Source organism: Rhodococcus sp. OK519 (assembly GCF_003051005.1).
Lineage (GTDB): Bacteria > Actinomycetota > Actinomycetes > Mycobacteriales > Mycobacteriaceae > Prescottella.
In genome coordinates this window covers 953,302-979,760 of sequence record NZ_QAOW01000001.1, presented here as the reverse complement: position 1 = coordinate 979,760, position 26,459 = coordinate 953,302, and the positions used below count along the sequence as shown (strand labels likewise).

Sequence of the window (26,459 nt, the reverse complement as noted above, 5' to 3'; positions counted from 1 at the left end):
CAACGAAGACGCCGGCCGACGGATTGCTCCGTCGGCCGGCGTCTTTCGTCGGTGTCCGATTGGTGTCGGATCAGACCGTCCGGACCGGGTCCGGTTCCTCGATCACGACCATCGCGCCCGCGACGTCCCCGTCATGGGTCAGCGACAGGTGGATCTTCGCGCTCGGCAGGAACTCCGCGGCCTCGCCGTGCAGCTTGATGGTGGGGCGTCCCCAGGCGTCGTTGACGACCTCCACCAGCGCGTAGGCGTTGTCGCCCACGGCCGGCGGGCGGGCGAACCGCGACGCCGCCCACGCCTTGATGACGGCTTCCTTCGCGGCCCAGCGGACCGCGTAGTGCCGGGCCGGGTCGGTACTACGGGACTCGCAGTACCGACGCTCGGCCGGGCGGAAGCTCGACAGCATCGCGGTGCCCGGACGCTTCATCTGCTCTTCGAACTCCGAGATCGTGACGACGTCGAAGCCGATTCCGAGAACTGCCATCACTCGCACCCCTGCTTTCCGGCGCGGTACACATCGTCGGAGCCCAGACGCGCATCCTCGGCGAGGAGCATGTCCGCCTCGAGCTGACGAGCAGCCTTCGCGGACACCGAGTCTCCGCCGAAGCGGCGATCGGCGGGACGCTCGTACAGGCTGTCGCCGCCGCACATCGCCGACGCCAGACGACGCTGACCGTCGATCGTGCGCTGCTCCGCCTGCGCCCGGTACGCCGCACGCTGCTCCGCCGGGATCGACTCGACGAACGCCTGCGGGTGGACCACCGCGATCAGGCCCGACACGTGACCGAAGCCGAGGCTGGTCAGCAGGCCCGCCTTGAGCGCGAATTGGTCGCCGAAGCGCAGCGGGGTCCGCGGCCACACGAGGTGCGGGAACTCCGCCATCTTGTCGTCGACGCAGTCCAGGCTGCGGTTCGGCGGGATCACACCCTGGCCGAGGACCTGGCACAGGCCGATCAGCTGGAATGCCGCCGCGCCGCCCTTGGCGTGACCGGTGAGCGTCTTCTGCGAGACGACGAACAGCGGGGCGCCGTCGCTGCGGCCCAGGGCCGCGGCCAGACGCTCGTGCAGTTCGGCCTCGTTCGGGTCGTTCGCCGCCGTCGAGGTGTCGTGCTTGGAGACCACCGAGATGTCGTCGGCGGTGATTCCCAGCGCGTTGAGCGACAGTGCGAGCTGCGAGTCCTGTCCCCCACGACCGGCGCCGAGGGCGCCGATGCCGGGGGCCGGGATCGATGTGTGGACGCCGTCGGCGAACGAGCCCGCCCACGCAACCACGCCGAGGACCGGAAGGCCCATCTCCAGCGCGAGATCACCACGCGCCAGCAGGATGGTGCCGCCACCGGCCGACTCGACGAAGCCGCCACGTCGACGATCGTTGGCCCGCGAGAAGCGCCGGTCGTCGATGCCCTTGGCGGCCATCTCGTCCGACTTCGCGGTGGCCGACATGTCGCCGAACCCGATGATGCCCTCGATACCCAGGTCGTCGAAGCCGCCGGCCACGACCAGCTTGGCCTTACCGAGCTTGATCTTGTCGACGCCCTCCTCCACGGACACCGCGGCCGTGGCGCACGCCGCAACCGGGTGCACCATCGCACCGTAGCCACCGACGTATGACTGGACGACGTGCGCCGCAATCACATTCGGCAGAGCTTCCTGCAGGATGTCGTTCGCGCGAGACTCGCCGAGCAGCGTGTCGATGTACAGCGAGCGCATCGACGTCATGCCGCCCATGCCGGTGCCCTGGGTGTTGGCGACGAACGCCGGGTGCACCCAGCGCAGCAGCTCGGACGGGGTGAAGCCGCCGGTGAGGAACGCGTCGACGGTGGAGACGATGTTCCACAGGCCCACGCGGTCCACGGAGCCGGCCATGTCGGCGGGGATTCCCCACTTGGTGACGTCGAATCCGGTCGGGATCTGACCGCCGACCGTGCGGGTCAGCTTCGCCTTGCGCGGCACGCGGATCTCGGTGCCTGCCTTGCGGGTGACCGTCCAGTCGCCGCTCTCCGGGTCGACCGCGGCGGTCGTGTTCTCCGGGTCGGAGTCGACGAACGCGCGGGCCTCCGCCTCGGAGCCGACGACGAAGGACAGGTCCTTGTCGATGAACACCGACGTCAGCAGCGGCGCGGTGTTGTCGACCATCGCGCCCTCGTCACCGTAGGTACGGATGCCGCAGCGCTCGACGACGGTGTCGTGGTAGCGCTCGGCGATCTCCGCCTCCGGGACCAGGTCGCCGGTCTCGGCGTCGTACCAGCCCGGCTTGGGATCGTTCTCCCACACCACCAGCCCGGTGTTCCACGCGAGCTCGAGCACGCCGGCCGCTGAGAGCTGCTCGTCGACCTCCATCTCGAAGCGGGTCCGCGAGGAGCCGTAGGGGCCGAGCTCGCCGGCACCGACGATGACGACCAGGTCGGCGGGATCGACGTCCAGCTCGGGCCAGGACGGCGCAGCCAGAGCGTCGACGATCCGCGGCGGGGCAGGCAGGGCCGCAATGGAGTTCGCATCCTTCGCGGCTTCGTCCTCGGCTTTTCCGGCGTTCTCGGCGGCCTCGGCCGCTTCCTTCGCGAGCGCCGGCAGATCCAGATCGACCTCGGCGAGCCCACCGGTGAGGTCCATCAGGCGCGGGGCCTGCGCTGCGGCGCGCTTGGCGTCGGCCGTGCAGGAGAGGAGCAGCTCGGTGGCCATCTCCTCGGTGGACCACGTCCGAACGCCCTTGGCCTCGACGGCCTCGACCATCGGGTCGTTGCCGCCCATGAGGCCGGTGCCGCGCACCCAGCCGATCAGCGCGTGCACGAGCGTGACCCGCTCGGCCCACGTGCGCTCGGCCGACCAGCGTCCGACGACCGCGTCGAGCGCGGCCTTCGCCTCGCCGTAGGCACCGTCGCCGCCGAACAGGCCGCGGTTCGGGGAGCCGGGCAGCACGACGTGCAGGTGGGTGTCGACGTCACGGTCGTAGCCGATCTGCGACAGGCCGCCGATCAGGCGCTCCACCGACCACAGCAGAACCCGCATCTCCATCTCGGCGCGGGCACCCGCGTCGGACAGCTCGCCAGCCACGCGCGGTGCGGCGAACGGGAACAGCATCGTCGGCGTCATCGCCTCCTTGACCAGCTTCTTTGCGCCACCGGCAGTCTCGGTCTGGACGTTACCCACCCACTCGACCAGCGCGTCGACGTCGGTGTACGACGCCATGTTCGCGGGCACCACCCACAGGGAGGCGCCGGCGCGAGCATTCGCACTGTAGAGCTTGCGGTAGAAGCCGAGGCGCGCACTGTCGAGACGCGAGGTGGTCACGACGACCGTCGCACCGCCGCCGAGCAGCTTGCCGGCGACCGACGCGGCGATCGAGCCCTTGCTGGCGCCCGTGACGACCGCGATCTCGCCCGTGTACTGGCCGGTCGCCTCGGCCGCGACGGCGACCTGGGCAATGCGGCCGTAGAGCTCGGCCAGCGTTGCGCGGCCGGACTCGGAGGCGCGCTGCTGCCACCACTGGGCGTGGCCCGCCACGGCAGCACCTGCACCGTCGAAACGCTCGACGGTCAGGTCGATCTCGCCGGTCCAGGCGCGTGCCAGGTCCTCGCGGGCGGTGGCCCAGCGGTCGTCGATCAGGACGGCCTTCTTGGCGTCGAACGCGGGGGCGACCAGACGCGGCCAGTCGGAGCCGAGCTCGGCCGAGACGAGATCGACCAGGGCGGTGTCGTCCGCGGAGGCCGCGGCAGCAGCCGACTCGCTGAACCCGAGCTGCTCGAGCACCAGGCGCGCAGCCGAGGCCAGCACGCCGTTGCGTCCGGTGATGGCCTCGGTGAACTCGCCGAGCGCGGCAGCGTCGACGGTTCCGCCTGCTCCCCCACCGGTGGCCGGCATCGAAACCGCAACGCCGCGGCGGGACGCGACGGACTGGACGGCGGCGTCGACGAGCGCGTCGACGGCGCCGCCGTCGGCGATGGCGCCCTCGTGCAGGCCGCCCATCGCGCCACCACGGACGCTGGAGCCGTCACGGGTGCCGAGCGCGACCTCGGCGGTCACGTGGTTGGCCCAGCCGTCGCCGAGTTCCCAGACCTTCTTGACGCGGTCCGCGATCGCGCCGGGCCGGCGGCCCGACGGGCCGAAAACCTTGCGCAGGTGATCGTTGATCGAGTCGCTCAGCACCGGGCCGAACGGCTTGTAGGTGCGGGCCAGACGGTCGACCGTGACAGCGAGCGAACCCATGTCGGCGTCGGCGGCACCGTCGATGGCACCGAGCGACAGCTCGGAACCGAGGTCGACGAGCAGCTGGTTACGACGCGAGGACACGCCGTCGCACAGTGCCTCGATCGTGTCGGCGGGGCCGATCTGGTCGGGGCGCAGCTTGGTCCACAGTGCGATGAGCACCTTGGTGGCGTCGGCGGCCTTGAACGCGATGTCGTCCGGACGCGGGCCACCGGGCGGTGCGCTCGGAGCGGCGACCGGTGCGGCGGCAGCGGCAGCCGGTGCTGCGGAAGCCGCGGGCGCTTCCGGCTCGTCGTCCTCCACCGGCGCCGGATCGACGTCGGTGCTGTAGACGATCGACGCCTCGCGCTCGATGTTGAGCACCTCGACCTTGGTGTTCGCATGCTCGTCGAGCTTGAGCGTCTGCGACGCGAGGTTCGCGACGGTCGGGGTTGCCCCCAGGCCGATCTCGACGAACCGCTCGACACCGAGACCACCCTCGGCCTCGTCCGTGAAGAACAGGTCCTGCGTCTCGATCCAGCGAACCGGGCTCGCGAACTGCCATGCGAGCAGCTCGACGAGGATCACGCGGGTCAGGGCGACCGGACGCGCGGCCCAGCTGTCGAAGTCCGCGAGCACGGGCAGCAGCTGCTCCGACGGCACCAGGTCCGCGATCTCCTGGACGAAGTCGCGACCGAGGTTGAACAGCCTGGGCACCAGGTTCGGGATGTAGCGGCCGATCAGCAGCGACGGATCGATGTCCTGCGGCAGCAGCTCGTCGAGCTTGGCGCGGAAGTCGTCGACGCCGCCACGCAGGACGGTCGAGTGGAACGGCACGTCGATGCCCGGCACCACGATGAACGCGCGCTTGCCACCGAAAGCCTCACGGCGGATGTCGATCTCACGCTCGAGCGCCGCGAGGCCCTTGACCGTGCCGGCGATCGCGTACTGCGAACCCTTGAGGTTGAGGTTGACGATCTGCAGGAATTCTCCGGTCGCGTCGGCGACGCCGCCCACGAATGCCTGCAGCTCGTCGTCGGCGACCCCGATCTGAGACGGACGGATCGCGGCCATGCGGTAGTCGCTGCGCCCGGCGGCGTCACGCGGCACCAGCTCGTGCATTGCCGAACCACGCTGGAAGACCACCTCGAGCAGCGCCTCGAGCGGCAGCACGCCGGCGACGGCGGTCAGTGCGTTGTACTCGCCGACCGAGTGACCGGCCAGGTAGGAGCCCTCGACGAAGGCGCCGGACTCACGCAGCTCGGCGACCTGTGCGACACCGAGCGTCGCCATCGCGACCTGGGTGAACTGCGTCAGGTGCAGAACGCCGTCCGGGTGCCGGTGCTCGACGCCCCGAGCCTTGACCAGGGTCGGGTTGTCGCGGACGACAGCGAGGATCGAGAAGCCGAGGGCCTCACGGGTGTGCTTGTCGGCACGCTCCCAGACCTCACGGGCAGCCTTGCTGCGCGAGCGGGCGTCGAGGCCCATGCCCGGACGCTGGATGCCCTGACCGGGGAACGCGTACACGGTCTTCGGGGCGGCGGTGCGACCCGTCGCGACCATCACCAGGTCGCCGTCGACGCGGCAGCCGACCTCGATGATCTCGTCACCACGATCGGTGGCGACACGGTCGACGCGGACGTCGATCTCGGCGCCGGGGCGGACCATGCCGAGGAAGCGCGCGGTCCACGCGGTCAGGCGACGCGTCGGCACCTTCGATGCCGGGTCGAGCGCGATCACGGCCTGCTGAGCCGCAGCCGACAGCCACATGCCGTGGACGATCGGGCTGCCGAGTCCGGCAAGCAATGCCGCAGCGTCGGAGGTGTGGATCGGGTTGTGGTCACCGGACACACGGGCGAACGCGGCCATGTGACGCGGGGCGACCATCTTCAGGTCGCGACGACGGCGACGCGGGGTCTCCGCGACGTCCGCGCTGAGCGAACCGCCGGCGCGGGCCGGATCGGCCAGCTCTCCCTTGCCGGTGCGGCCACGGATAGCGAAGCGCTCGGTGAGCGTCGCGACCGCGGGAGCCTCGAGGCCCTCGCCGAGCATCGCACCGACCTCGACGCGCACCTCGACGACGCGGCCCATGTCGGTGTCGACGACATTGCCTGCCTCGGCACGGACCACGAGAATGCTGGTCTCCGAGGGCAGTTCGCCGACGAGGTTCACCGCGTGGTCGAGATGGACCAGGTCGAGCATGCCCTCGATGACGTGCACGCCGGATTCTGTGGTGGCAGCCCCGAGCGCGGCGAAGACGGCAGGCCAGCAGGCGCCGACGACGACGTCGGGCACGGCCTTGCCGCTGGTGCTCACGGATGCCGGCAGGCCGACACCGGTGACACCGGCGTGGTCGGCGATCAGATCCGGAGTCCATGCCAGGTTGATGTGCGCGACACCGCCCTTGACGGCCGGAAGTTCCTGGCCGGCAGCGACACCGAGCAGCGCCGACATCGACGCCTCGGCGTCGGCCTGGGTGATGACGGGCGCACCGCCGTCACGGACGGTCGCCGGCACGGTGATGCGGATCTCGACTGCCTTGCCGAGTGCGAGCGGCACCGTCAGGTCGACGTGATCGGCATCGGTGACGACCAGGCGGGCGCCGGTCTTGTCGTGGCTCGCGACGGTGTCGGACTCGATGGTCCACTCGGAAACGTCGCCGAGGCGACGGACCGGGTTCTGGGTCAGGCGCGCGGCCCACAGGACGTCGGGGGCAGCGAGGACGGCGTCGAGCAGTCCGGTGCCGAAGCCGCCGTGACGACGACCGGCGACCGGAGCCGGGGTGGCGCCGCCGGCAACCAGCTCGTCGGCCGTGGCCTTCTCGAAGCGGTCGAGCAGCTCGCCGACGGGCTCGTCGGCGCGGGTGATGCCGGCGACCGCGACGGTGCCGGGGATGATGCACACCTGGTCGGCGGTGTAGCGCGCATCGTGCGCCTGCCACAGGGAATCCGAACGCCACCAGCGGCGGACGTCACCGTCGACGACGGGCACGAAGTTGACCGGCTTGCCGGGGGTCTTGCACAGCGCGACGAAGAACGGGATGTCGGCCGGGTGCAGGACGGTGGTGGCGTAGTCGGGGTACGCGGCCTCGAGCGCGCACAGCGCCGCGAAGGGCTGGTCGAGCGTCGCAGTGTCCGCGAACAGCGTCTTGATCGGGCCGCGGTCGTTGCGGTGCAGCCGGGCCTCGGCGCGCTGCAGCATCTCTCCGAAGCGTTCCCGCCACGACACGTCCAGCCACACCGACTGGGTGGCATCGACGATTGCGTCCTGCAGGTCGCCGCCGCAGTCGAACGCCTGCGGGGAGTCGACACCCACGGCCAGCTCCAGGTAGCGGCGCAGCCACTGCTGGTAGGTCATGGTGGCGACGTCGCCGAAGTACGGCTTCGCGGTCGCGTCGAGCGCGGCGATGACCTCGTCGCGGCGCGCGGCGACGGCGTCGGCGTCACCGGCGACCTCGTCGAGCAGGCGACCGGTGCGCGATGCCGCATTGTCGATCTCGTGGATGTCGGCGCCGAGCTGGCTGCGGCCGGAAGCCATGCCGCCCTGCGCGGTTCCCGCACCGACCCAGTCGGGGGTGCCGGGGGTGTCGACGAGCATCTGCTTGACGCCGGCCGAGGTGGTGGCCTCGAGCGTGGCCATCGCGGCGGTGCCGACGAGGATGCCGTCGAGCGGCATCGCGGGGAAACCGTACTCGGTGGCCCAGCGGCCGGTCAGGTAGTCGGCGGCCCGCTCGGGCGTGCCGATGCCACCGCCGACGCAGAGGACCAGGTTGTCGCGAGTACGCAGCTCGGCGTACGTCGCGAGCAGCAGGTCGTCGAGGTCCTCCCACGAGTGGTGACCGCCGGCGCGGCCACCCTCGATGTGGACGATGACCGGGAAGTCCGGCACCTCGTTGGCGATACGGATCACGGAGCGGATCTGGGCGACGGTGCCCGGCTTGAACGCGACGTAGCTGAAACCGGCCTCGGTCAGCTCATCGATGATCGTGACGGCTTCCTCGAGCTCCGGGATGCCGGCGGTGACGACGACGCCGTCGAACGGGGCACCCGCAGCGCGGGCGCGCGGCACCAGGCGCTTGCCGCCCACGTGCAGCTTCCACAGGTACGGGTCCAGGAACATCGAGTTGAACTGCACGGCGCGACCCGGCTCGAGCAGGCCCTTCAGTCCCTCGACGTTGTCGGCGAAGATCTGCTCGGTGACCTGACCGCCACCGGCCAGCTCGGCCCAGTGTCCGGCGTTGGCGGCCGCGGCGACGATTGCGGGATCGACGGTCGTGGGCGTCATGCCCGCGAGCAGGATCGGCGAGCGTCCGGTGAGCTTGGTGAAGGAGGTCTCGACGGCGACGCGGCCACCCGGCAGCTCGACGACCTTGGGCGCGAACTCGGCCCAGGCCCGAGCGACCTCGGGGGTCGCACCCGGCGTGAGCAGGTTGCGGTGGCCGCCACGGGTGGAGGCCGCGACGATGCCGACGCCGTGGCCACGCAGGCCGGTCGACGTCATGCGGGTGAGTTGGTCACCGGGGCCCAGGTCCAGGATCCAGGCGGCACCGGATTCGACGGTGCCCTCGACGGCGTCGACCCAATCGACCGGATCGACGAGGACGGCCTGTGCGAGCGTCCGCACCTGGTCGGCGTCGAGACCACAGCGGGCGGCCCAGCCACCGATGACCTCGACGGCCTCGGCGAGGGCGGGGTGATGGAAACCGATCTCGACGGCCAGCGACTCGAACACCGGCGAGAACACCGCGCCACCGCGGGTCTTGGCGTCACGCTCGCGGGACTCGTCGGCGGCGATCTGCTCGCAGCGCTGCTGCACGCGCGCCAGCTGCGCGGGCGGTCCGGACAGCACGACGCGACGGCGACCGTTGCGGATCGCGAGGACGGCGGCGCGCTCGGGCTCCTGACCGGCAGACAACTCGGCGACGATCGCGCCCAGACGCTCGGGGTCGACGTTGGAGACGGCGAGCATCGGCGAACGATCGGCGGCAGCGATGATGCCGCGGCGACGGCCGACCAGACCCGCAGCGGCACCGATGAGTTGAGCGGTTGCGAGCAGTGCGCCGTCGGCAGCGCCGCCACCGGCGACCGCGGCCGCGGCGATGAGGCCCTGCGAATGGCCGATCGTCGCGACCGGAGCGTTCACGGCGGGATCGAGGCCCTGCTGCTGCAGTGCCCGCAGCGCGGCGAGCTGAGTGAGGAAGACACCGGGCAGCGACACCGCGGCGGAGGTGAGGGCGGCAGCCGACGGAACGGACGTGCCGACAGCGCTCTCATCGTCCGCGAGCTCCTGCTCGAGGATCCACGCGATCGGGTCGAATCCGACCGGGCGGACGACGAGGAGGTCCTGCGCGACGGGCTCGAGAAGCGCGGCAGCCTCGTTCACCAGTTCGGTGAGAGTCGGCTCCAGGCCGCTGTCACGGGTGAGCTCGGCGAGCGCACTCAGCCACGGGGCACCCTGGCCACCGAACGCGAGCGCATACGGTTCGCCGGCGCGGAGCCGGTCCACGAGCGGCCCCTGCGCGGCGGAGCGAGCGGGCGTCCGCTCAGCACCGAACCGGCTTTGCTCCTTCGAGGTTCGTCCGTTTCCTGCAGTGTCGTCAATCGTCACTGAAGTTGTGTCCTCTCCTGGTTCCCTGACGGGAGGTAGGTCTTGGTCGGCCGCCCTCGGCAGAGCTGTCACGGGTATCGCGAGACACCCCGGCACCCCTCGAACGCACTGCGAAAATCAGCGAATCCGGGCGTGTAAAGGTTGACACAGAATCATGAGGAAAGCCTCACGTTTGCACGGCGCGCGCTTTCTACCAGCGAGTATCAAGTGACATTGCGCACAGGAATGCCGAAAGGTAACTCGCCAGTAGATGACGTATCCGCGGGTCACACCCCATGCGAGGACGTCCACAAACCTGAGGGAACCCTCACGTTGATTGTTATCAATTCGTGATCTGCTTGACGGCGGGCCTTCGGCGTGCGGTGAGGATGCGGCGCTGTCCTACGCCTGCATTACCGTGCGCACCGTCAACCGAAATCCAGGGGGGAATTCATGACCGCACAGGAGATCCGCACGCTCGTCGACCACATCGCCGCCGTCCTGCCCCACGACCGATCGCACTGGCCGTCCGGGTGGCCACAGGAGGCGGAGGCGGCGCTACTGGACGCGATTTTCTCGGCGCGCGCCACGTACGGCACACCGACAACCGGGGTGCGCCGCGTGATCGGCAACTGGCGTACACACCGAGACACACCGCTCGACGATCTGACGGCCCTGGCCGCTTTCGTCGACGCGCCCGACCACCTGTCGGAGATCCTCGACAATCGCCAGAGGGTGCCGGGGAACTACACCACCAAGGCCGAGGCGGCGGCGCTCGCGGCGGCAGCCCTCGTCGAAACCGGCATCCGGGACAGCGGCCGCATCCGCGACGGACGAACCGCCCGTGACGCCATCCTCACGGTGCCCGGCCTCGGTGACACCACGTGGGAGTCGTTCGTCCTTCAGTTGTCCGTGATCGGGCCCGACGCGCTCACCCAACTCTGCCGATTCGTCAGCGACGCACTGGGATCGGCCGAGACACTCACCGAGACCCGGGCACTCGAACTGCTGGCAGCAGCCGCCACCGAATCGGGGACCCAACCGGGCGCTCTCCTCAATGCGGCGTGGCGCTACCAACGCACACAGCGGCCCACGCGGGCGCCGAAGTCGTTGTCCGCGTAGACAACCAATCACACGTCACCGCCGGCAGATCCTGGCGAATCGGATCGGCCGGCGGTGGCGTAAGCTGTCTATCGCTCGCGCGAGTGGCGGAATTGGCAGACGCGCTGGATTTAGGTTCCAGTGTCTCAGGACGTGGGGGTTCAAGTCCCCCCTCGCGCACCAGCCGCAGTTCCACGAACTGCACCAACGAGGTCACGAACTCCGACCGGGTTCGTGACCTCGTTTTCGTTGGCAGGGTTGGTTGAACTGTCCACCGGACGTAGTGGTGGGTTCGGCCCGCAGCTCGTAAATGGTCCTGGATTGGGAATCCTTTCCAGCCCTCCTCAACCATCGCAATCCAGGTCACCCGAAGAACCCGGCGCCGAGCGGTCCAGTGAGTCCGAGCTACTTGCTGTCGACGTGACCGATCGGGCTGGTGCTGTCCGCCAGAGCCGCCCGGGCAGCGGCCCAGCCGTCGGCATCGAGCTGGAGCGCGGTGCGGAGGTATGCGGTGCTCATCCGCTGTAGTACGGCCACACGCTCGGGGTTCTCGTCGGTGGTCTCGGCGACCTCGTATCCGGGGATCCCGCCGAGGGCGTGCTCGGCGTCGTGCAGGGTGAGGAGGTCGGTGGCGCCGGGGCTGAAAGTGTATGCGTCCGTGAACCAGTCGGGGCCGCGGCTGGACATGTGGGACTGGTCGTGGTCGCCTGCGACGACGAGTGTCGGCGTGGTGAGCTCACGGAACGACGGGTACATGAACGGGAAGTTGGCCTGCGCGAACGGGTGTAGGTCCTCACCGCCGACGCCGGTTGCGGCCAGGAGGATTCCGGCCGCGACGCGGCTGTCGGACATGCCCTCCCCGACCTGCCCGTCCTTGTCCAGGATTCGGGCGCCGAGGAGTGCCTGCGCGGTTTGCGCGCCCCAGGAGTGCCCGGCGACGGCGATGCGGGTGTGGTCGACCCGTCCGGTCAGGCCGGGGATGGAGGCCTCGATGGCGGCGAGCTGGTCGAGGATGCGACCCAGGTCCGCGATCCGCTCGATCCAAATGTCCGGGAAGCGGGGGTCGTCGAATCCGATCCCGTAGCGCCGGGAATCCAGGTGGGTGGGCTGGACCACGACGAAGCCCCGGGAGGCCCAGAACGCGGCCAGAGGCGCGTAGCCGTCGTGGTGCCACCCGTTGCCGTGCGAGAAGAGCACGATCGGCAGGTCCGAACCGGTGGTCGGCGCGGAGACCCGCACCTCGAGCGGCAGCGTGCGGCCCGGGGAGGGCAGTTCGACGGGGGCGACGGAGACGACGGGAGTGCCGACGCCGACGACCTCGTCGAGGGTGGCCACGAGTGCAGAAGTCTGGATGGAAGAGTTCAAGGCTGGGGGTCCTTTCGAGGTGCTAGGCCCTGCAATAATGGAAATCGGAGCGCTGTTCCGAAACAATACGGAGCAATGTTCCGGATAGCAACCCGTGACGACATGGAGGAGTGTGTTCTGTGACCGATGAGAGCGATCGCCGGACCAAGCGCGCCGACGCGCGCCGGAACGAGCAGGCCCTTCTCGACGCGGCGGCAGCGGTGTTCGTCACATCCGGCGTCGACGCGCCGGTCCGGGAGATCGCGGCGAGGGCCGGGGTCGGGATGGGGACGATCTACCGGCATTTCCCGACGCGTCCGGAACTTGTGGTGGCGGTGTACCGCCACCAGGTCGAGGCGTGCGCGGACGCCGGCTCGAGGCTGCTCGACGAAAGCCCGACGCCGGAGGCGGCATTGCGGGCGTGGGTCGCACTGTTCGTGGAGTTCCTGGTCACCAAGCACGGTCTGGCCGGCGCACTGCAGGGCGACAGCGCTGGGTCCGATGCGCTGCACGCTTACTTCGTCGATCGCCTCGTACCGGTCTGCGGGTCGCTCCTCCAGGCGGCGTTCGGGCATACCGGCGCTGGACACGTCCCGCCGGTCGACGCATACAACCTGATGAAGGGCATCGGAAACCTGTGCATCGGGGCGGCCGCGGATCCCGCCTACGACGCCGACCGCCTGGTGCAACTGCTTGTCACCGGCGTACTCGGCGGATCCAATCGATAGACGAGAACAGGACTGAGTCACAACCCCTTTCGGCGAAGTGCGCCCACGCTCGACGGTCGAGAAATCGCCTGAGGCCAGGCAACGCGAACCGCACACCAGCCGCAGTTCCACGAACTGCACCAACGAGGTCACGAACTCCGACGGGGTTCGTGACCTCGTTTCGTCGGTGGGTTCAGCGACGATTCGCCTTCGTTCTGTTCGGTTTCCGCCGGGGCTTCGCCGGAGCGCTGGTGGGCCGGGCGCCCGGTGCCGGTGCGACTCCGCGCTGGCGTTGCGCGAGTTCCCGTTCCTTGGCGGCGTCTTCCCTGTCGAGCCGGGCGAACACGAAGTGCTGCTGCGCGTAGGTCCAGATGTTGTTACCCACCCAGTACAACAGGATCGCGATGATCAGGAACGGCCCTCCGACGAGGACGCCCACCGGGAACACCCACAGCATGAGCTTGTTCATGATCGCGGTCTGCGGGTTGGCAGCGGCGTCCGGACTCTGCCTGGCCAACGACGCCCGCGCGTTGAAGTGCGTGGCAAGGGAAGCGATCACCATCAGGGGAATCGCCACGGCCGCGATCGCCGCGATGCTCGGAACTCCGCCATGCGACGCGAACGATTCGAGAGTGCTCTGCGGTGAGGTGATCGCCGTCGAGATCGGAGCACCGAACAGTCGGGCGTTGAGGAACGACTGCACATCGGCAGCACTGAAGATGTAGTTCGCGGTGTTCGCGTTGTCCTGCGCCGTCATTCCGAGCCCGCCGTGACCGGTTCCGGTGCGGTTGAACGATCGCAGAACGTGGTAGAGCCCGATGAACACCGGCGCCTGCACAAGCACCGGCAAGCAGCCCATCAACGGGTTGAATCCATGCTCCTTCTGCAGCTTCTGCATCTCCACCGCCATGCGTTGACGATCGCCGGCGTGCGCCTTCTGCAATGCCTTGATCTGGGGTTGCAGGTCCCGCATCTGGCGGCTCGTGCGAATCTGCCGAATCGCGGGTTTGAGCAGGAGAAGACGCAGGGTGAAGACGAGGAGAACCACGGCGAGGGCCCAAGCGAATCCGTTGTCCGGACCGAGCATCGAGCCGAACACTTTGTGCCAGAACCACAAGATCGCAGAGACGGGATAGTAGATGAAATCGAGCATCGGGCACCTCTTCGCCGCGCGACGACACGAGGGGTCGAATCACGCGGATGGTTGACGCGCCGGCGTCCTTCGGACAGCTGCGGCGCAAGACGGACAGGGTTCACCTGCGCGGCACAGCGAGGGGTCGCTATGCGGCGGCGAGAACCTGTCCGGGTGCTCGGGGTCGACGGGGACGCCCCGGCGTGTTCGGCGCACTCTGCCGACGGAATGCCCCACGCAGGTGTTGCTCCTCGCGCGGTGGCCCGATCGCCGGTGCCGTCAGTGAATGAAGCTCCGAGAGCGAACGCCCCGAGACAACGAGAACAAGAGCAACCGTGACGGCCGCACTGGCCACTGCGGCAGCGCCGTCGGTGGCGGCCGTCGTCGCGATCACCAATGCCAGCACGGCAACCCACGTGAGCTGAACCGTGTTCAGCTTCCTCGCAAGTCTCGACCAGATCCGTGCCATGGGTCGAGGGTACCGAGCAACGGAACATTTCCAACACGGCGGGCCGGTGTCGGGCACAGCGCCGCGCGCCTGCCGGGTGTCGAAGCTGCAACCATTCGCCGGACCACGGACGACGTCCCCGTTCGCGGCGCTAGCGTTTCGTTGTCGCGGCTGATCCCGGCGCACGACCATCTGCAGCAACTGGGGGACGACGATGTCCACACGCGTGCTCTCGGACTCGACCCGCATCCACGTCGTCGACGTGCCCGCCGACAGGGTGGACATCGGTGAGTGGTTGTTCTCGCTCCCCGAAGCGGAGTTCCGTCGATGCTGCCCTTCCGACCACGTCACGATCGGTGTCGGGACCGGCGAGGACGGGTCGCCACGGCCCATCGCAGTCGAGATGTTCGGTGACGCCCTCATGATCCATCACTTCGTCGGTGAGGTCGTCGAGCCACATCACTGCCGGATGGTGTCGACGTCGGAGGCTCTGGCTGACGAGGGCAGGACGACCGTCGAGGTGATCTGGGAGTTGCGGGCCCAACCCACCGACGACGGCCGCTGCACCATCTCCGACCGGATCTCCGTGGTTCCCACCGGGGACTACTTCGCGTTCCTCGACGAGCACGCGATCACCTTCGAGGATGCGGCCGCGTCGTGCCATGCGGCGTGCAGCGATCACGTTCGCCGCGAGACCCCACTGGTCGCCGAGAGCATCGCCCGTCTGGCATCGGCGTCGAGCGGACGCCATGCTATCGATTCGGTTGGCTCCCTGAGCAATTCGTCACCCACCCCCGACGGCGGCGCCGTCAAGGCCGTCGTTCGCCGGAACACCGACGAGGTCCAGGGCGGCGGCAACTTCGCGGTGTTCGACGAACTGTTCGCCGACGACTACGTGGACCACACACCGCAGCCCGGACTGACCCCCGACAAGGACGGCACCAGACTCCTTTACCAGTCCCTGCGCTCGGCCTTCCCGGACTTCCGGGCCGACATCCACTGGCAGTCGTCCGACCGCGACCTGGTGACCACGTACAAGACCTACCTCGGCACGCACCGCGGAGCGTTCATGGGCGTCGCCCCCACCGGGCGTGCGGTGTCGTTCGACACCGTCGATGTGATGCGGGTGCGTGACGGCAGGATCGTCGAGCACTGGGGTGTGGCGAACCTGCTCTCGCTGATGCAGCAACTCGGCTAGCGGTTCGACAAGCCCTCGAACTCGACCTGCACCGCCGACGCCCCGCGCAACGCGGCCACGCCTTCGGCCTCCCCATGTAACTGTGTGCGGACCGCGGCGCTCAGCGTCCCGAACGTCTCGACCGTCAACGTCAGTCGACGACCGCTCTTGCGAGGGCGCCAAGTCCCGACGATCTCGCCGTCGGCCAGCACCGCGCCGGGATCGCCGACCGTCTTCCACACCGCACGATGACGCTTCCTGTCGACGATCGTTTCCCGGTCACGCATCTGCAGGTACGGGTCATACGGTGGCAGTAGCCGCACCCCGCAGGTTGGGGGCGGCGACTGCAGGTCTGCCAGATCGCCGGCCAGGATCCACGCCGGGCTGCCCTCGACATCGACAGCCACGAGTTCGTCCTCGATCGTGGCCCACCACGGTCCGACGTCACCGGTGCGGACACCCACCCAGGCTGCGAAGTCCTTGCGCGTGGACGGGCCGTAGCAGTGCAGGTAGCGGCGCAGCAGTTCGGCGCGGGCGGTGGCGGGCTCGAGGTGCGGCAACGGCCCGCCCAGCCATTCGTCGAGCAGGACGAACGGCGCCCTGTTCCCGCTGCGCGGTGCGAGACAGACCATTCCGCGCAGCGTCAGTATCCGGAGACAGAAATGGACGACGGCCTCCCCCAGTGGCACGCGTGCGCCGTAGGGACCCGGCGCCGACCAGATCTCGCGTCGGGCGATCGGCATGGTGAGCCCGATGCGCTCGGCCAGTTCTCTGCCGAGTTCGTCGATCGCCAGTTGCCGCCCGGGGAGTACGGCCCCGATCTCCTCTGCGATGAGGTCGACCGTTTCGTCCAACCCCAACCCGAGTTTCGCCAGTGCCTGCTCCACGCCGACGATCAGATGCATCCGCGCCTTCTCGGTCGCCGGCAGGACGCCTGTCGTGAACACCGGCGCATCAACGGTCGGGAAGTACAACGGTGCACCGCGCACGGACCACGACTGCAGCAGGCTGCGGTCCACCGCGACCAGGTGGTCGACGAGTTCCCGCGTCACGCCCTCGACGCGGGCGTGCAACGCGAGCAGCGCCGACCCCGGCGGGCTGTTCTGCACACCACAGGCACCCACCACGTCGAGGAGCTCGTCGACAGGTCGCCTGTCCGTCAGATTGTGCGCGCGCAGCCGAAAAGCGACGACGTCGCCGACCTGCACGCTGACGCCTTCACCATTGTTCTGACGAGATGTCACGGATCACCTCCCGTCGTCCGGATCATCACACAGTTTCTGTCGGCGTCGCACACCTTTTCAGTAGGGAAAAGGTGTGCGACGCCGACAAAAGGTGTGCGACAGCGGCGCTGAGGGCACCGCAGACTCAGGCGAACGAACCCCGCGCCGTCACGACCTCGCCGCCGACCACGACGAGCGACGGCTGCGACAGCACCTCGGGACCCGTTCGCGGATCCTGCTCGTAGACAATGAGATCCGCTGGAGCGCCGGGCTCGAGTCCGCCACCGCCGAGCCAGGTCTGGGCGTTCCAGCACGCGGCGCCGAGGGCCTCGGTGGGGGTCATGCCGACCTTGCCGAGCGAGGCGACCTCGTCGGCGATCCGGCCGTGCCGGACGTGTCCGCCGGCGTCGGTGCCCGCGTAGATCGGGATACCGGCGTCGCGGGCGGCACCGATGGTGTCGTTCACGCGCGAATACAGGTCGCGCATGTGTGCGGCGTACACCGGGAATTTGGTGGCGCCATCGGCAATTTCGGGGAAGTTGTCGATATTGATCAGCGTCGGCACCAGCGCGGTGCCGCGTTCGGCCATCATCGCGATCGTTGTGTCGGTGAGGCCGGTGCCGTGCTCGATGCAGTCGATGCCCGCCTCGATGAGTCCGGGTAGCGCGTCCTCGCCGAAGACGTGTGCGGTGACGCGGGCGCCCTCGCGGTGCGCGGCCTCGATCGCGTCGACGAGGATGCCGTCGCTCCACAGCGGCGCCAGGTCCCCGACCTCGCGGTCGATCCAGTCCCCCACCAGCTTCACCCAGCCGTCACCGGCACGCGCCTGCCGCACCACCTCGTCGGGCAGCTGCGACTCGTCCTCGAGGTCGACCGGCAGCCCACGGATGTAGCGCTTGGGCGCAGCGATGTGCCGTCCGGCGCGAATGATCCGCGGCAGGCCAGCGACCTCGTCGAGCGAACGGGTGTCGACGGGCGACCCGGCGTCCCGCACCAGCAGGACGCCGGCATCACGTTCGGTCCGTGCCTGTGCCAGCACCCCGCCCAAGTCTTCGGCGCCGCCGCCGTAACGAATCCCGATGTGGCAGTGGGCATCGACGAGCCCGGGCAGGATCCAGCCCTCGGTGCACAACGTCTGCGCACCCGGGACCGGCTCGACGGAGAGCTTCCCGTCCCGGATCCACAGCTCGAACGGCTGCTCGTCGGGCAGACCGGTGCCACGAACGTGGAACCCGGCAGGATTGGACGCTGCCACGGCCGCCTACTTCTTGGGGAGCTTGAGCTGCGACAGGTCGATGCCCTCGAGTCCCGGGGGAAGCTGGTCGAGACCCTTCGGCATGCTCGAGATGTCCGGGAAGCCGGCCGGCATGCCACCCGGCATACCCGCGGGGAAGCCGCCCGGGAAACCACCGCGGATCTTCGGCTGCGTCGGACCCTTGCCGCCCTTCTTGCCCTTCTTCCCCTTCTTGCCCTTGATCTGCTTGCGCGCACCCGGCATGCCCATGCGGCCGGCCATCGCGGCCATCATCTTGCGGGCCTCGAAGAAGCGCTCGACGAGCTGGTTGACGTCGGAGACCTTCACACCCGAGCCGTTCGCGATGCGCAGACGACGGGAGCCGTTGATGATCTTCGGGTTGTCACGCTCGGCCGGCGTCATGCCGCGGATGATCGCCTGAATGCGGTCGAGCTGCTTCTCGTCGACGTTGGCGAGCGCGTCCTTCATCTGACCGGCACCCGGCAGCATGCCGAGCAGGTTGCCGATCGGACCCATCTTGCGCACAGCCATCATCTGCTCGAGGAAGTCCTCGAGGGTCAGCTCGCCCGAGCCGATCTTCGCCGCAGTGGCCTCGGCCTGCTGGGCGTCGAACACCTGCTCGGCCTGCTCGATGAGCGTGAGCACGTCACCCATGCCGAGGATGCGGCTGGACATGCGGTCGGGGTGGAAGACGTCGAAGTCCTCGAGCTTCTCACCGGTCGACGCGAAGAGGATCGGCTCGCCGGTGATCTCACGGACGCTCAGCGCGGCACCACCGCGGGCGTCGCCGTCGAGCTTGGTGAGCACGACACCGGTGAAGCCGACACCCGTCTTGAACGCCTCCGCGGTGTGCACCGCGTCCTGACCGATCATGGCGTCGAGCACGAAGAGCGTCTCGTCGGGCTGCACGGCGTCGCGGATGCCCGCGGCCTGCTCCATGAGCTCCTCGTCGATGCCGAGGCGGCCGGCGGTGTCCACGATCACGACGTCGTACTGCTTGGCGCGGGCTTCCTCGACGCCGGCGCGCGCGACCTCGACCGGGTCGGCCGCCGAGATACCGAGCGGGTTGTCGCCGCCACCGATGGACGTGCCGGGGTGCGGCGCGAACACGGCGGCACCGGCACGCTCGCCGACAATCTTGAGCTGGCTCACGGCGCCCGGACGCTGGAGGTCACACGCCACGAGCAGCGGGGTATGGCCCTGATCCTTGAGCCACTTGGCGAGCTTGCCGGCGAGGGTGGTCTTACCGGAACCCTGCAAACCGGCCAGCATGATCACGGTCGGCGGCGTCTTCGCGAACTGCAGACGACGCGTCTCACCACCGAGGATGCCGACGAGCTCCTCGTTGACGATCTTGACGACCTGCTGCGCCGGGTTGAGCGCGCCCGAGACCTCGACGCCCTTCGCGCGCTCCTTGATCCTCGCAATGAAGGACCGGACGACGGGCAGCGCGACGTCCGCCTCGAGGAGCGCGAGACGGATCTCGCGGCACGTGGCGTCGATGTCGGCTCCGGAGAGTCGACCCTTGCCACGCAGATCCTTGAGGGCTCCGGTCAACCGGTCGGAAAGGGATTCGAACACCGAATGCGCTCCTGAGCTCTGTGCTGGTCTGGCCGCGGGCCGTGAATATTCTCGAAACCAGGGTAACCGCTCGAGCGGCTACATCCGTGCGGCAACCCCGGGCGGTTGCTGCGGCGACGCCCGAGTGGACGCCGCAGCAACCGCCGGCCGTCGACCGCTCACTCCGCTGCGGGCTCGTCCTTCCTCGGCTCGGGCGCCGGAACGACCGCCAGGATCGCGCTCTCGAGCTGCTCTCGGCGGGCCCGTGTTCCCCCGTCGGCCATGCTGATGCAGAAGGCGTCGACCACCGAGGATCCGAGCGTACTGACCCGCGCCCAGCGCACGTCCGCGCCATTTCGTTCGAAGACCCTCGCCAAACGGCTGAGCATGCCGAGCCGGTCCTCCGCGCGCAGTTCGACGATCGCCTCGCCCTGCGAGGCGTCGCCACCGGTCACGTCGAACCAGATCACCCGGGGCGGTGCCTGCGAGTACTGGACCGGAACGGCGGCGCCGGTCCGATCCTCGAGGACCTGACGCGCGAGCGCCTCCTCCTCTTTCACGTCGAGGAGGTCGAGGACGTCGATCTCGCCGCCGATCGCCCGGATGAGTTCCTGCCGGACCAGCCCTGCCTGCGGCGGGGACCCGAACCTGGGCGCGACGACGAACGAGTTGATCGCCGCCCCGCCGTGGCTGCCGAGCGACGCCGACAGCACCCGCAGCGAGTTGAGCGCGAGCACGCCCGCCTCGTGCGACAGCAGGCCCGGCGTGTCCGGCGCGACCACCGTCACCGTGTAGGTGTGGGGGGACGTGCCCGGATCGAGCGCGACGTGGACGCCGCCGTCGGCCGCGAGGTCGACGAGCATCGGATCGATCGGGTCCGGAACGGGCAGGGTCTCCCCCGCCATCGTGAGCCGGCACCGCCGCACCAGTTCCCCGATGAGCGACGACTTCCAGTCACCCCACACCCCGGGACCGGTCGCGAGTGAGTCCGCCTCCGCGAGCGCATGGAGCAGTTCGAGAAGCAGGGCGTCACCGCCGAGCTTGTCGACCACCATCTGCACCGTCGCGGGATCGTCCAGGTCGCGGCGCGTGGCCGTCTGCGCCAGCAGGAGGTGGTGCCGCACCATTTCCGTCAGCAGCGTGATGTCCGACGGCCACAGCCCCAGACGCCCGCCGATCTGCGCGGCCAGTTCGGCCCCGACCTCGCTGTGATCGCCGCCGCGCCCCTTGCCGATGTCGTGCAGCAGCGCCCCGAGGAGCAGCAGGTCGGGCCGGGCCACCCGGGTCGCCATGCCGCCCGCCTGCGCGACGGTCTCGACGAGGTGCCGGTCCACTGTCCACGTGTGCACGGCGTCGCGCGGCGGCAGGTCGCGCACCGCACCCCATTCCGGCAGCAGACGGCCCCACAGCCCGGTCCGGTCGAGGGCCTCGATCGTCGGGATGGCGCGCGAGCCGGCGCCGAGCAGCACCAGCAGGTCGCTGAGCGCTCCCTTGGGCCACGGCTCCCGCAACTCCGGTGCGCTGTCGGACAGCCGCCCCAGCGTCGACGCCGAGATCGGCATGCCCGTTGTCGCCGACGCCGCCGCGACTCGGACCACCAGTCCGGGGTCACGCTTGGGCCGCGCGTCCCGGGCCAGCACCACCTCACCGGCATGCTCCACGACACCCTCGTCGATCGGCCGCCGCACCGGAATTCCGCGCAGCTTCGAAAGACCACGCCGGGGAAGCGAATTGCCCGCCGTCCGCAGCCCGACGTCCACCGAGTAGCCGATGGTGCGCGCACAGTCGCTGAGCGTGCGCGCGAGATCGAACCGGTCCCCGATCCGCAGTGCCGCGCCTATCTCGTCGGCGTCCTGCGCCCGGAGTTGATCCCGGGAGCGCCCGGCCACGCGATGCAGTTCGGTGCGGACGTCGAGCAGTCGGCGATGGGCCAGCGCGAGACCGCCGCCCGGGGCGTCGGGGCCGAGTCCCGGCATCCCGTCGGTGAGTTGCGCGATCGACAGCGCATTGAGCAGTTGGACGTCGCGCAGACCGCCTCGTCCGTTCTTCAGATCCGGTTCGGCGCGGTGCGCGATCTGGCCGCTGCGTGCCCACCGAGTTCGCGCCTGATCGACGAGTTCGTCGAAACGCGAACGGATCCCGGTCCGCCACTGCCTGCGCACACCACCGATGAGGAGGTGGCTCAGCTCGACATCCCCGGCGATGTGGCGCGCCTCGAGCATACCCAGCGTCGCGGTGAGGTCGGTGGACGCGACCTGCAGGGCCTGCGGCACGGTACGGACACTGTGATCGAGCTTGATGTGCGCGTCCCACAACGGGTACCACAGCTGATCGGCGACCTCGGAGACGAGCGCGGGATCGACGTCGTCGTGCAACAGGATGAGGTCGAGGTCGGAGTACGGAAGCATCTCCCGGCGTCCGAGCCCTCCGACAGCGACGATCGCAAATCCCGAATCGGGCCGGATGCCCAGTTCGTTTCCCTTTGTCGTGAGCCAGAACTCGTGCAGGTCGACGAGGGCGTGACGCAACGACGGTGCGTCGAGGCGATGGTTCCGGGAGCCGCCCGCGAGCAACTGTCGGCGTGCCCGCGCCAGGTCGTGCGCCTCGCCGGGACGATCGGACGTCGGGCCGGCAGACGCGGACGGCCCCGATCCGGCCGCCGTCGTGGCGACTGGATCAGGGCCGTCGAATGCGGACCCGTGAGGGTCAGAGCGCATCCCCACCCCGCTCCCCGGTTCGAACACGGATGATCGATTCGACCGGTGTGACCCAGACCTTTCCGTCACCGATCTTGCCGGTGCGGGAGGCTTCGACGATGACTTCGACGACCTTGTCGACGGCGGCGTCGTCGACGACCACCTCGACGCGGACCTTGGGCACGAAGTCGACGGAGTACTCGGCACCGCGGTACACCTCGGTGTGGCCCTTCTGCCGGCCGTAACCCTGGACTTCGCTGACCGTCATGCCGAGCACACCGGCCTGTTCGAGCCCGGTCTTGACGTCCTCGAGCGTGAACGGTTTGACGATCGCCGTGATCAGCTTCATATCTGCATCCCTTCGAAAGGTCTCAAGTGCCCGTTGTCCACTTCATCAAGTATCGCGTCAGGCGAGGTCGTACGCAGTCTCGGCGTGTTCACCCTCGTCGATGCCGCGCGCTTCCGTCTCCTTCGAGACACGCCATCCGAGGGGCTTGAGTGCGAAGGCGATGATCGCGGTGAGGACCGCGGTGAACACGAGAGCCGCTACCGCGATCACGATCTGGACGACCAGCTGCTTGTAGTCACCGCCGTAGAACAGTCCGGTCTCGGTGGCGAAGAAACCGATCGCGACCGTGCCCCACAGGCCCGACACCAGGTGGACGCCGACGACGTCGAGGGAGTCGTCGTAGCCGAACTTGTACTTCAGACCCACAGCGAGGGCCGACAGGACGCCGGCGATCGCACCGAGCACGAGCGATCCGACGGGGCTGAGCGCGCCGGCAGCGGGAGTGATCGCGACCAGGCCGGCGACGGCACCCGACGCGGCGCCGAGGCTGGTGGCCTTGCCATCGCGGATGCGCTCGGTGGCGAGCCAGCCGAGGATCGCGGCCGCCGTGGCCGACGTGGTGTTCACCCAGGCGAGACCGGCTGCGCCGTCGGCAGCGAACGCCGAACCCGCGTTGAAGCCGAACCAGCCGAACCACAGCAGCGCGGCGCCGAGCATCACCAGCGGCAGATTGTGCGGGCGGTACGCGGTCTTGCCGAAGCCTGCTCGCTTGCCGACGATCACAGCGAGGACGAACGCGGCGATACCGGCATTGATGTGAACGACCGTGCCGCCGGCGAAGTCGATCGGAGCGACCGCGGCCACCAGCCCGCCCTCACCGTCATCGGTGGTGCCGAAGATCTTGGCCGCGATGCCGTTCTCCGAACCCGACAGCAGGCCGCCACCCCACACCATGTGCGCCAGCGGGAAGTACACGACGGTCACCCAGATCGCCGAGAAGGCCATCCACGTGCTGAACTTGACGCGCTCTGCCAGCGCACCGCTGATCAGCGCGGTGGTGATGATCGCGAACGTCACCTGGAACGCGATGTCGATGACGTTCGGGTAACCCCACGCACCGGCGATGAAGTTGCCGTCCGCGTCGGTGATGCTGTCCTTCAGGCCGAAGAACTCGAAGGGGTTGGCGAACACGCCTCCGATGTCCTGGGTGCCGTAGGACATCGACCAGCCCCACAGCACGTAGACGACACCGATCACGGCCATCGCGCCGAACGACATCATCATCATGTTCAGGACCGACTTGGACCTCGACATGCCGCCGTAGAAGAACGCGACGCCGGGTGTCATCAGCAACACCAGCGACGCGGCCATGAGCATCCATGCGGCGTTGCCGGAGCTCGCCAACACTTCCTCGGGACTCACTAGAACCTCCTTCTCACGCGCCGGACAGCACGTCGTCATGGAGAAGAGTGGTCACGCGGTGTTTCCTCCAGGGCTCTCCCCTGTTTCGCCAAGGTGAACGCATGGCCAGACTATGTTGCAAAGAGGTTTCATCAGGGACTTTTCATTGCTTTTCGCACTCCCGGACGCCCGAACCATCCCGATTGTCGGCAGTCCGGAGACGCGAAACGGGCCCCGGTGGACACAGCTACCGGGGCCCGCTGCGACTCCCGAGGAGTCGGTGAAATCCGCTATCCGAGGAGCGCGTCGACGAATGCTTCCGGCTCGAACGGCGCGAGATCGTCGGCGCCCTCGCCGAGGCCGACGAGCTTCACGGGAACGCCGAGTTCGTGCTGGACCTGGAAGACGATGCCGCCCTTGGCCGTGCCGTCGAGCTTGGTGAGCACGACGCCGGTGATGTCGACGACCTCCGCGAACACACGGGCCTGCGTGAGTCCGTTCTGCCCGACGGTCGCGTCGAGAACCAGCAGGACGTCGTCGACGGCGGCCTTCTTCTCGACGACCCGCTTGACCTTGCCGAGCTCGTCCATGAGACCGGTCTTGGTGTGCAGGCGGCCGGCGGTGTCGATGACGACCACGTCGACGCCGTCCTCGATGCCCTTGGCGACCGAATCGAACGCGATCGCAGCCGGATCGCCGCCCTCGGGTCCGCGGACCACCTCGGCGCCGACGCGCTCGGCCCACGTCTGCAACTGGTCTGCCGCGGCGGCACGGAACGTGTCGGCCGCACCGAGCAGGACGCGACGGCCGTCGGCGACGAGGACGCGTGCGAGTTTGCCGGTGGTCGTGGTCTTGCCGGTGCCGTTGACGCCGACGACGAGCAGGACCGCCGGATGGTCACCGTGCGGCAGCGCGCGGATGGAGCGGTCCATCTCGGGACGCAGCTCGTCGATGAGCACCTCGCGCAGCAGCGCCCGGGCGTCTGCCTCGCTGCGCACTCCTCGGGCGGCCATCTGCTCGCGCAACCGCTCGACGATCTTCATCGTGGTGGCGGTGCCGAGGTCGGCGATCAGCAGCGTGTCCTCGACCTCCTCCCACGAATCCTCGTCGAGATCGCCGCCGCCGAGCAGGCCGAGCAGGCTCTTGCCGACCGCGTTCTGTGAGCGGGACAGGCGACCGCGCAGGCGGTCCAGACGACCGTCGGTGGGTGCGATCTCCTCGATCGCCGGCGCCGGCGTTTCGACGACGGGTTCGGGCTCGACAACCGGCTCGGGCTCGACGACGGGCTCGGGCTCGACGACCGGCTCGGGCTCGACGACCGGCTCGGGCTCGACGACCGGCTCGGGTGCTGGCGTGACGGTCGGCTCGGGCTTCGGTTCCGGCTTGGGCGCGGGAGCGACCGGGGGCACCGGCGGTGCGACCGGGGGCACCGGCGGTGCGACCGGGGGGACGGGCGGAGGCGTCGGCGTCTTGGGCGCGGCCGGCGGCACCTTGGGCGGCGCGGTCGCCGTCGAGCCCTGGCTGAAGTTGAATCCGCCACCGGCCTGATAACCGCCCGACCGGTCCTTCGGCTGCTCGGTCAGCTCGGGCGTCTCGGGCGCGGTGAGGCTGACACGACGACGACGCGCAATGATGAGGCCGACGACGAGCGCCACGATGAGGACGGCCAGTACGGCCGCTATTGCTATCCAGGCTCCGGTAGTCACACCGACATCCTGTCAGGCTGTGCGGGGCTGTGAGGTCTCCGGGCGACACAGCCCCGCATCGCCGCGCTCCTAGAGCAGTTCTGCGATCTCCTCGGCGATCTGCTCGGGGGTGACGGTCGGCTCGAAGCGGCGGATGACCTCTCCGTCACGGTTCACGAGGAACTTGGTGAAGTTCCACTTCACCGCGTCGGTGCCGATCGCCTCCGGGCTGGTCTTGCTGACGTGCTCGAAGAGGAAGCCGTGATCGGGGCCGAAGTCGCCCGGGGCCTCCGCGCGCAGGTACTGGAACAGCGGGTGAGCGCCTTCGCCGTTGACCTCGAGCTTGGCGTACACCGGGAAGGTGACGTTGTAGTTGACGCTGCAGAACTGCTGGATCTCGGCGTTGTCGCCGGGTTCCTGGTCACCGAACTGGTTGCACGGGAAGCCGACGATCTGCAGGCCGCGGTCCTTGTTTGCCTGATGCAGCGCTTCCAGTCCTTCGTACTGCGGCGTGAGTCCGCACTTACTCGCCACATTGACGATCAGGAGGAGCTTGCCTTTGTGAGCGCTCAGGTCCTCGGTGGCGCCGTCTGCCGTCTGGACGGGGAAGTTGTGGGCATTCATCGATGGTTCTCCCATGTAGTTCGGGTGGAGTCGTGCGGGGTGCACGCACGTG

General features: G+C 69.0%; 16 protein-coding genes and 1 tRNA gene. 4 read left to right on the top strand and 13 right to left on the bottom strand.

Annotated elements, in window-relative coordinates; all coding sequences use genetic code 11:
- Positions 1-70: 70 nt before the first annotated feature.
- Both C8K36_RS04605 and C8K36_RS04600 read right to left on the bottom strand, forming a co-directional pair.
- Positions 71-481 (bottom strand): holo-ACP synthase, encoded by a 411-nt coding sequence (locus C8K36_RS04605; RefSeq protein WP_107983771.1) that lies wholly within the window; start codon positions 479-481, stop codon positions 71-73.
- Positions 481-9,786 carry a type I polyketide synthase gene (locus tag C8K36_RS04600; RefSeq protein ID WP_107983191.1) on the bottom strand — a complete coding sequence of 3,102 codons (9,306 nt, stop codon included), beginning with the start codon at positions 9,784-9,786 and terminating at the stop codon, positions 481-483. The genes C8K36_RS04605 and C8K36_RS04600 overlap by 1 nt, the downstream gene beginning before the upstream one ends.
- A 432-nt stretch (positions 9,787-10,218) precedes the next feature.
- Here C8K36_RS04600 and C8K36_RS04595 point away from each other — a divergent pair, with 432 nt between their 5' ends.
- Positions 10,219-10,887, top strand: coding sequence for a hypothetical protein (locus C8K36_RS04595; protein ID WP_107983190.1), 669 nt, complete (start codon positions 10,219-10,221; stop codon positions 10,885-10,887).
- Positions 10,888-10,964: 77 nt separating this feature from the next.
- Positions 10,965-11,049: transfer RNA gene (locus C8K36_RS04590), tRNA-Leu, on the top strand.
- A gap of 222 nt (positions 11,050-11,271) precedes the next feature.
- Here the strand turns inward: C8K36_RS04590 and C8K36_RS04585 are convergent.
- Positions 11,272-12,231 (bottom strand): alpha/beta hydrolase family protein, encoded by a 960-nt coding sequence (locus tag C8K36_RS04585; RefSeq protein WP_107983189.1) that lies wholly within the window; start codon positions 12,229-12,231, stop codon positions 11,272-11,274.
- Between the two features lie 119 nt (positions 12,232-12,350).
- Here C8K36_RS04585 and C8K36_RS04580 point away from each other — a divergent pair, with 119 nt between their 5' ends.
- Positions 12,351-12,938 carry a TetR/AcrR family transcriptional regulator gene (locus tag C8K36_RS04580; protein WP_107983188.1) on the top strand — a complete coding sequence of 196 codons (588 nt, stop codon included), beginning with the start codon at positions 12,351-12,353 and terminating at the stop codon, positions 12,936-12,938.
- A gap of 172 nt (positions 12,939-13,110) precedes the next feature.
- Here C8K36_RS04580 and yidC read toward each other — a convergent pair whose 3' ends face one another.
- Complete coding sequence (yidC, locus tag C8K36_RS04575) at positions 13,111-14,070, bottom strand: membrane protein insertase YidC (protein ID WP_107983187.1); 960 nt, start codon at positions 14,068-14,070, stop codon at positions 13,111-13,113.
- Between the two features lie 127 nt (positions 14,071-14,197).
- Positions 14,198-14,518 carry a DUF6412 domain-containing protein gene (locus tag C8K36_RS04570; RefSeq protein ID WP_107983186.1) on the bottom strand — a complete coding sequence of 107 codons (321 nt, stop codon included), beginning with the start codon at positions 14,516-14,518 and terminating at the stop codon, positions 14,198-14,200.
- 193 nt (positions 14,519-14,711) lie between these two features.
- Here C8K36_RS04570 and C8K36_RS04565 point away from each other — a divergent pair, with 193 nt between their 5' ends.
- Positions 14,712-15,695: an ester cyclase gene (locus tag C8K36_RS04565; RefSeq protein ID WP_107983185.1), complete on the top strand. Its 984-nt coding sequence runs from the start codon at positions 14,712-14,714 to the stop codon at positions 15,693-15,695.
- Here C8K36_RS04565 and C8K36_RS04560 read toward each other — a convergent pair.
- From C8K36_RS04560 to C8K36_RS04525, 8 genes are all read right to left on the bottom strand, one after another.
- A complete protein-coding gene (locus C8K36_RS04560) occupies positions 15,692-16,918 on the bottom strand; it encodes a winged helix DNA-binding domain-containing protein (protein WP_107983184.1) in 1,227 nt (408 codons plus the stop codon). The genes C8K36_RS04565 and C8K36_RS04560 overlap by 4 nt on opposite strands.
- Positions 16,919-17,042: 124 nt before the next feature.
- Positions 17,043-18,152 carry a metal-dependent hydrolase family protein gene (locus C8K36_RS04555; RefSeq protein ID WP_107983183.1) on the bottom strand — a complete coding sequence of 370 codons (1,110 nt, stop codon included), beginning with the start codon at positions 18,150-18,152 and terminating at the stop codon, positions 17,043-17,045.
- 6 nt (positions 18,153-18,158) lie between these two features.
- The gene (gene ffh / locus C8K36_RS04550) at positions 18,159-19,733 is read right to left on the bottom strand and encodes a signal recognition particle protein (RefSeq protein WP_107983182.1); all 1,575 of its coding nucleotides are present in this window, start codon (positions 19,731-19,733) and stop codon (positions 18,159-18,161) included.
- Positions 19,734-19,891: 158 nt separating this feature from the next.
- Positions 19,892-22,429 (bottom strand): [protein-PII] uridylyltransferase, encoded by a 2,538-nt coding sequence (locus C8K36_RS04545; RefSeq protein WP_107983181.1) that lies wholly within the window; start codon positions 22,427-22,429, stop codon positions 19,892-19,894.
- Positions 22,419-22,757, bottom strand: a complete 339-nt coding sequence (locus tag C8K36_RS04540) for a P-II family nitrogen regulator (RefSeq protein ID WP_107983180.1) — start codon at positions 22,755-22,757, stop codon at positions 22,419-22,421. The genes C8K36_RS04545 and C8K36_RS04540 overlap by 11 nt, the downstream gene beginning before the upstream one ends.
- A gap of 57 nt (positions 22,758-22,814) precedes the next feature.
- On the bottom strand, positions 22,815-24,074 hold the full coding sequence (locus C8K36_RS04535) for an ammonium transporter (RefSeq protein WP_107983770.1): 1,260 nt from the start codon (positions 24,072-24,074) through the stop codon (positions 22,815-22,817).
- A gap of 314 nt (positions 24,075-24,388) precedes the next feature.
- The gene (gene ftsY, locus C8K36_RS04530) at positions 24,389-25,804 is read right to left on the bottom strand and encodes a signal recognition particle-docking protein FtsY (protein ID WP_107983179.1); all 1,416 of its coding nucleotides are present in this window, start codon (positions 25,802-25,804) and stop codon (positions 24,389-24,391) included.
- Positions 25,805-25,873: 69 nt separating this feature from the next.
- A complete protein-coding gene (locus C8K36_RS04525) occupies positions 25,874-26,407 on the bottom strand; it encodes a glutathione peroxidase (RefSeq protein WP_107983178.1) in 534 nt (177 codons plus the stop codon).
- Positions 26,408-26,459: the final 52 nt, after the last annotated feature.

Bases quoted from the DNA above. Each gene is read 5' to 3' on its own strand.
- C8K36_RS04605 (WP_107983771.1), bottom strand. From the start codon at position 481: ATGGCAGTTCTCGGAATCGGCTTCGACGTCGTCACGATCTCGGAGTTC.
- C8K36_RS04595 (WP_107983190.1), top strand. From the start codon at position 10,219: ATGACCGCACAGGAGATCCGCACGCTCGTCGACCACATCGCCGCCGTC.
- yidC (WP_107983187.1), bottom strand. From the start codon at position 14,070: ATGCTCGATTTCATCTACTATCCCGTCTCTGCGATCTTGTGGTTCTGG.
- C8K36_RS04570 (WP_107983186.1), bottom strand. From the start codon at position 14,518: ATGGCACGGATCTGGTCGAGACTTGCGAGGAAGCTGAACACGGTTCAG.
- C8K36_RS04565 (WP_107983185.1), top strand. From the start codon at position 14,712: ATGTCCACACGCGTGCTCTCGGACTCGACCCGCATCCACGTCGTCGAC.
- C8K36_RS04545 (WP_107983181.1), bottom strand. From the start codon at position 22,429: ATGCGCTCTGACCCTCACGGGTCCGCATTCGACGGCCCTGATCCAGTC.
- C8K36_RS04540 (WP_107983180.1), bottom strand. From the start codon at position 22,757: ATGAAGCTGATCACGGCGATCGTCAAACCGTTCACGCTCGAGGACGTC.
- C8K36_RS04535 (WP_107983770.1), bottom strand. From the start codon at position 24,074: ATGCTCATGGCCGCGTCGCTGGTGTTGCTGATGACACCCGGCGTCGCG.
- C8K36_RS04525 (WP_107983178.1), bottom strand. From the start codon at position 26,407: ATGAATGCCCACAACTTCCCCGTCCAGACGGCAGACGGCGCCACCGAG.